The sequence below is a fragment of the Dietzia sp. genome, from assembly GCF_036741115.1.
GTDB lineage: Bacteria > Actinomycetota > Actinomycetes > Mycobacteriales > Mycobacteriaceae > Dietzia.
Genome location: NZ_DAINST010000116.1, coordinates 1 through 5767, shown reverse-complemented (window position 1 = coordinate 5767; position 5767 = coordinate 1). Strand labels below are relative to the sequence as shown.

The window sequence follows — 5767 nt, the reverse complement described above, 5'->3', positions numbered from 1 at the left end:
GGGCGTCCGCTACGAGGAGGTCTCGCTCGGCTACCCGCGGGAATGGCAGAGACGCGGACACCCCGTGCCGCTGGCCAGGCAAATCCTCCCCGTGCCCGCCGCGCCGCCGGTGCAGTGGCTCGAAGGAGCGGGAGACGCCGTCGGCGAGGAGACCGATCCGGTCTCCGGAGGGCCCCACATCGCCGCCCCAGGCGAGCGCGGCACACCGTTCCGCGAGCAGATCGAACCGGAGGTCTGGGAGAGGGTGAGGAACCCGTGAGCCCGAACGAGCACACGCCGGGATCCACCGGTGACCTCCTCCGCTCCGTGCTGCCCGGCGAGGTCTACGTCGCGTCGTGGGACGAGGCGCTCGCCGGCGGCGCGGACGAACGCTCGGCCATCGACTCCCTCTTTCCCGCGGAGGCCCGGCTCAGCGAGACTTACGCCGAGCGGCGCCGCGCCGAGTTCGCCGCCGTGCGGACGTGCGCCCGCGCGGCGTTGTCTCGGGCGGGCTTCGCGCCGGCGGCGATCCTCAAGGGCGCGCGCGGCGTCCCGATCTTTCCCCCCGGGGCCGTGGGCACGCTCACCCACACCGAGGGGTTGCGCGCGGCGGCGGTGGCTCATGACGCGCACGTCCGCGGCGTGGGGATCGACGCGGAGCCGCACGGCGCCCTCCCCGACGGCGTGCTCGGAGCGGTATCCCTCCCTGCAGAACGCGAATGGGTGACGGCGATCCTCGCCGCCGAGCCCGAGCTCCGCGTCGACAAGCTCCTCTTCTCTGCCAAGGAGGCGACGTACAAGGCGTGGTTCCCGCTCACCCGCCGCTGGCTCGGTTTCGAGGACGCGGAGATTCGCTTCTCCGTCGAGGAGCTCGGCACGGACCGCGTGGGGCTAACGGCAACGGGCGGATTCACTTCGCGCATCCTCGTCGAGCCCGGAGTGGTCGACGGCGGGGCGCCGCTGGAAGAATTGCGGGGACGCTGGGTTATCGCCGCGGGCTTCGTCGTCGCCGCGATCGCGCTGCCGCATGCGGGCGTCCACGGCGAGCCGGGCACCGGTGCAGCCGCAGGGTGCGACTAAACCCCGGGCTCGATACCCACACCACAGCCAGAGCAGGAGAGCATGTCGAAGTCGAAAGCGCGTAGGAGCGGACCACCCCCGGAGCCGGGCATCGTCGTCGTCGACAAGCCCGCGGGCATGACGAGCCACGACGTGGTCTCGCGCTGCCGCCGCGCGTTCGCCACACGGAAGGTCGGGCACGCCGGCACGCTCGATCCGGCCGCGACCGGCGTCCTGCTCATCGGTATCGAGCGCGCGACCAAGCTGCTCGGGCACCTGTCACTCACCACTAAGACGTACGAGACCACCATCCGCCTCGGCGCCTTGACGAGTACCGACGATGCCGAAGGGGAGACACTCACCAGCGCCCCCGCAGGGCACCTGCGGCGCGAGGACCTCGACGCTCCCGTCGCCGCCCTCACCGGCGAGATCATGCAGCGGCCCGCCGCCGTCTCCGCGATCAAGATCGCCGGTAAACGCGCCTACGAGCGCGTCCGCTCGGGCGAGGACGTCGAGATCCCGGCGCGCCCCGTCACGGTCCACCGCTTCGAGATCGTCGACGTCCGCCCCGGCGCGGATGGGGCCGACGTGCTCGACGTCGACGCCGTCGTCGACTGTTCTTCCGGAACCTACATCCGCTCGCTCGCGCGCGACCTCGGCGAGGCCCTCGGCGTCGGCGGGCACCTCACGGCTCTCCGCCGCACCCGCGTCGGCGATTTCGGTCTCTCCGTCGCGCGCACGCTCGACCAGCTCGCCGAGCACGCGGAGGTCTCCATTTCCCTCGACGACGCCGTGCTCGACTGTTTCCCCCACCGGCCCGTGACGGCGGAGGAGGCCATTGGCCTGGCCCACGGGAAATGGCTGGAGCCGGTGGGAGAGAAGGCCACGGTCGCCGCGGTCGACCCCGAGGGCGTGCCCGTCGCGCTGCTCCGGGAATCGGGTTCCCGGGCGGCGCCGGTCTTCCTCGTGCGGCCGCAATAGGCGTGCAGCCGTAAAAAGGTAGGGGGAAGGCCGAATTGGAGAACGCAACGGAGAGCAAAGTCCGGCCGAGTAGCCGTGCGCGTAACCTAGTGCCCGTGCAATTGTGGCGAGACTTCCGAGACATCGATACCGGTGCGCGCGGCGCGAGCGTGGCCATCGGCGTGTTCGACGGCATCCACCGGGGACACCAGCTCCTCTTGGCCCGCGCCGTGGCCGACGCCGCACGCCTGGGCACGATGTCGGTGATGGTGACCTTCTCGACCCACCCGGTCGAGGTGATCAAGCCCGGAGCCGCCCCCGAGGTGCTCACGCCCCTCGAGCGGCGCGCCGAGCTCGCGGGGGAGTACGGCATCGATGCCGTGTTCGCCATCCCCTTCGACCGGGAGATCGCCTCGTGGAGCCCCGAGGAGTTCTTCGACCGCCTGCTGGTCGATCGCCTCCACGCCACGAGCGTCGTCGTCGGCTCGAACTTCACCTTCGGTTTCAAGGCCGCCGGTACGGCGGAGACGCTCCGCGAGCTCGCGGCGGCGCGCGGGATCGAGTGCCACGTTGCAGATCTCTTGCCCTCCGCCCCCGGCGAGGCCGATGTGGTCTCCTCAACCGCGGTCCGAAAGGCTCTCGGCCGTGGGGAGGTCGGCGCGGCTGCGCAGATGCTCGGGCGACCGCACCGGGTCACGGGCGAGGTGATCCACGGTCTCGGCCGCGGTGGCAAGGAGCTCGGCTATCCGACTGCCAACCTCGCGGCGGACATGGTCGAGTGCGTCCCCGTCGACGGTGTCTACGCCGGCTGGTTCACCATCTGCGACGACGGCCCGGCAGCCGGGACGATGTCCACCCACACCCGGTACCCGGCGGCGATCTCGGTGGGCACCAATCCGACCTTCGACGACGTCGACAGGACCGTGGAGGCCTTCGTTCTCGACGAGAGCGGGGACCTCTACGGCCGCCGCGCGGCGGTGGAATTCGTCGGCTATGTCCGCGGAATGGAGAAGTTCTCGGGCGTCGACGAACTCCTCGAGGCGATGGCGCGAGACGTGCGCACCACCCGTGAGCTCCTCGGCACATGCCACGAGGAGACGGGCATTCCGCCGGCCTCCTGAGCCGGCACAGTGGTCTGGCCAGGGACCGGCGCCCGCCGCGATTATGGCGGTGCCCCACCGCCCGGTAAAGTGGTCCCTCGGCCCCGCTGCAGTCCGCGGCGGCGCGGGCCGACGCACACGGCGCGGACTGGAACAACGGAGAACACTCATGGCACTGTCCACCGAGAAGAAGAAGTCGATCCTCAGCGAGTTCGGCATCCACGAGACCGACACGGGCTCGCCCGAGGCCCAGGTCGCGCTCCTCACGGCGCGTATCTCGGAGCTCACCGAGCACCTCAAGGACCACAAGCACGACCACCACTCCCGCCGTGGTCTGCTGCTCCTCGTCGGCCGCCGCCGTCGCCTGCTCAACTACGTCGCGAAGACCGACATCCAGCGCTACCGTACGCTCATCGAGCGCCTCGGCCTGCGCCGCTAAGACTTCGGGCGCCCCAGGCGCCCGGCCGCGCGCCGCGAGGCGCCGCTATTGACTTGATGCCCTGCGCCCCCGCCATTTCGGCGGGGGCACAGGGCATTTGACTTCGGTCGCAAGGGGGCGCGACTTAGGTCGCGAAGCGACGGGTCCCGAATCCGCAAAAGTGATCCATCCCGCAGACTATAGTTCGGGCCTGTAAGGCATCATCCACGTGTTCGTGCAGGTGAGAGGATCAAAATGCATACCCCGTCTATGTCCCACCGCCTCTGGGCGGAGTTCCTCGGTACGTTCTGGCTCGTCTTCGGTGGCTGCGGTTCCGCCGTACTCGCCGCGAAGGTGGTCCAAGACGGAACGATCAACATGGGGATCGGATTCGTCGGCGTCGCCCTCGCCTTCGGGCTCACGGTCCTCACCGGCGCCTACGCCCTCGGTCATATCTCTGGCGGCCACTTCAACCCGGCCGTCACGTTCGGCTGCGCCATCGCCAAGCGCGTCGAATGGTCGGCGGTCGTGCCGTACTGGGTCACGCAGATCGTCGGTGCATCGGTGGCCGGCGGCGTCCTCTACTTGATCGCCTCGGGCAAGGACGGCTTCTCCGCCTCGGAAAACGGCTTCGCCACCAACGGATACGGAGAGTTCTCGCCCGACGGTTACTCGCTGCTCTCGGTCATCATCATCGAAATCGTTCTCGCGGCGGTCTTCCTGTGGGTCATCCTTGGCGTCACGTCGAATAAGGCGCCCGCCGGATTCGCTCCGCTGGCGATCGGGCTCACGCTCACACTCATTCACCTCATCGCGATTCCGGTCTCCAACACCTCGGTCAACCCTGCTCGCTCGCTCGGCGTCGCCTGGTTTGCCGGCGGCGACCACCTCGCACAGGTGTGGGTCTTCATCCTCGCTCCGCTCATCGGCGCGGCGATCGCGGGCGTCAGCTACGCGGCGCTGACCGGGGACGAGGACGATACTCCTGCCGAGCAAGAGGCACGCGTCGGAGCCGACGGCTAGGGGAGCGGAGTTTCGGGGCTCGCGCGAAACGCGGGCCCCGAATTCGCGTCTGCGGCGCGCTCTGCCGCGAGCTCGCCTGGTCGCGTCCGGCTGGCCCAGCCCGTCGGGCAGAGTCCGGCATGCTGGGCGGCCCCGGCGGAGTGCCGACCTGGAGGCGGGACGGGGAGAACCGGGAATTCGCCAGATGGAGTGGTAAAGTCTGCCGTGTCAGCGCATATAGGGACGCGGAGCGAACACAAGGGGCTCGGTCCTCGGTAGTGGCAGCCGAACGCTCGCGATTCGTCTCGCACGGTTTTGCGTCTACAGACTTTCGGCTGCTTCGATCGAAGGCCGCCACCTTTTCCTCTCGTGTCCTGGTGTGATGCGCGGACAGCAGTTCGTTCGACACCGACAGTCAGGAATTCCATATATGACTTCACACAAGGCAACCGAGATCGAGAGCGGCGTGTTCGAGTCCGTCGCCACGATCGACAACGGCGCATTCGGCAGCCGTGAGATCCGCTTCGAGACCGGCCTTCTCGCCCGTCAGGCCGCAGGCTCCGTCGTCGCCTACCTCGACGAGGAGACGATGGTCCTCTCGGCGACCGCCGCCGGCAAGCACCCCCGCGAGGGCTTCGACTTCTTCCCGCTCACGGTCGATGTCGAGGAGCGCATGTACGCCGCGGGTCGCATCCCCGGCTCGTTCTTCCGCCGCGAGGGCCGCCCGTCCACAGACGCGATCCTCACCGCGCGCCTCATCGACCGGCCGCTGCGCCCGTCGTTCGTCTCCGGCCTCCGTAACGAGATCCAGGTCGTCGTCACGGTCATGAGCCTCAACCCGTCCGATCTCTACGATGTCGTCGCGATCAACGCCGCGTCCGCGTCGACCCAGATCTCCGACCTTCCCTTCAACGGCCCGATCGGCGGCGTCCGCGTCTCGCTCATCCCCACGGCCGAGAACCCGAAGGGGCAGTGGGTCGCGTTCCCGACCGTCGAGCAGACCGAGGCCTCGGTCTTCGACATGGTCGTCGCGGGCCGCGTCGTCTCCGGCGAGGGCAAGAACGCCGATGTCGCGATCATGATGGTCGAGGCTGGCGCCTCCGACACCGTTGTCGACAAGGTCAATTCCGGGCTCCAGGCCCCGACCGAAGAGGTCGTCGCCGAGGGCCTCGAGGCCGCCAAGCCCTTCATCGCCGAGCTGTGCGGCGCCCAGGCCGCGCTCGCGGAGGTCTCTGCGAAGGAGACCTCC

At 69.3% G+C, this 5767-nt stretch carries 5 protein-coding genes and 2 pseudogenes; all 7 read left to right on the top strand.

The features are described from left to right. A pseudogene (locus V7E05_RS13320) lies at positions 1 to 259 on the top strand (hypothetical protein); the annotation flags it as partial. After that, positions 256 to 1059: a 4'-phosphopantetheinyl transferase family protein gene (locus V7E05_RS13315; RefSeq protein ID WP_333620124.1), complete on the top strand. Its 804-nt coding sequence runs from the start codon at positions 256 to 258 to the stop codon at positions 1057 to 1059. The pseudogene V7E05_RS13320 and the gene V7E05_RS13315, both read left to right, overlap by 4 nt. A gap of 42 nt (positions 1060 to 1101) precedes the next feature. After that, positions 1102 to 2019: a tRNA pseudouridine(55) synthase TruB gene (truB, locus tag V7E05_RS13310; RefSeq protein ID WP_333620123.1), complete on the top strand. Its 918-nt coding sequence runs from the start codon at positions 1102 to 1104 to the stop codon at positions 2017 to 2019. Between the two features lie 95 nt (positions 2020 to 2114). Further along, complete coding sequence (locus V7E05_RS13305) at positions 2115 to 3119, top strand: bifunctional riboflavin kinase/FAD synthetase (RefSeq protein WP_333620122.1); 1005 nt, start codon at positions 2115 to 2117, stop codon at positions 3117 to 3119. A 148-nt stretch (positions 3120 to 3267) separates the two neighbouring features. After that, positions 3268 to 3537, top strand: coding sequence for a 30S ribosomal protein S15 (gene rpsO / locus V7E05_RS13300; RefSeq protein WP_333620121.1), 270 nt, complete (start codon positions 3268 to 3270; stop codon positions 3535 to 3537). A 249-nt stretch (positions 3538 to 3786) separates the two neighbouring features. Next, positions 3787 to 4539 carry an aquaporin Z gene (gene aqpZ / locus V7E05_RS13295; RefSeq protein WP_442891682.1) on the top strand — a complete coding sequence of 251 codons (753 nt, stop codon included), beginning with the start codon at positions 3787 to 3789 and terminating at the stop codon, positions 4537 to 4539. A 409-nt stretch (positions 4540 to 4948) separates the two neighbouring features. Beyond that, positions 4949 to 5767 (top strand): annotated as a pseudogene (locus V7E05_RS13290) (polyribonucleotide nucleotidyltransferase); the annotation flags it as partial.

Coding starts and splice junctions, on each gene's coding strand:
- truB (WP_333620123.1), top strand. CDS start 1,102: ATGTCGAAGTCGAAAGCGCGTAGGAGCGGACCACCCCCGGAGCCGGGC.
- aqpZ (WP_442891682.1), top strand. CDS start 3,787: ATGTCCCACCGCCTCTGGGCGGAGTTCCTCGGTACGTTCTGGCTCGTC.
- rpsO (WP_333620121.1), top strand. CDS start 3,268: ATGGCACTGTCCACCGAGAAGAAGAAGTCGATCCTCAGCGAGTTCGGC.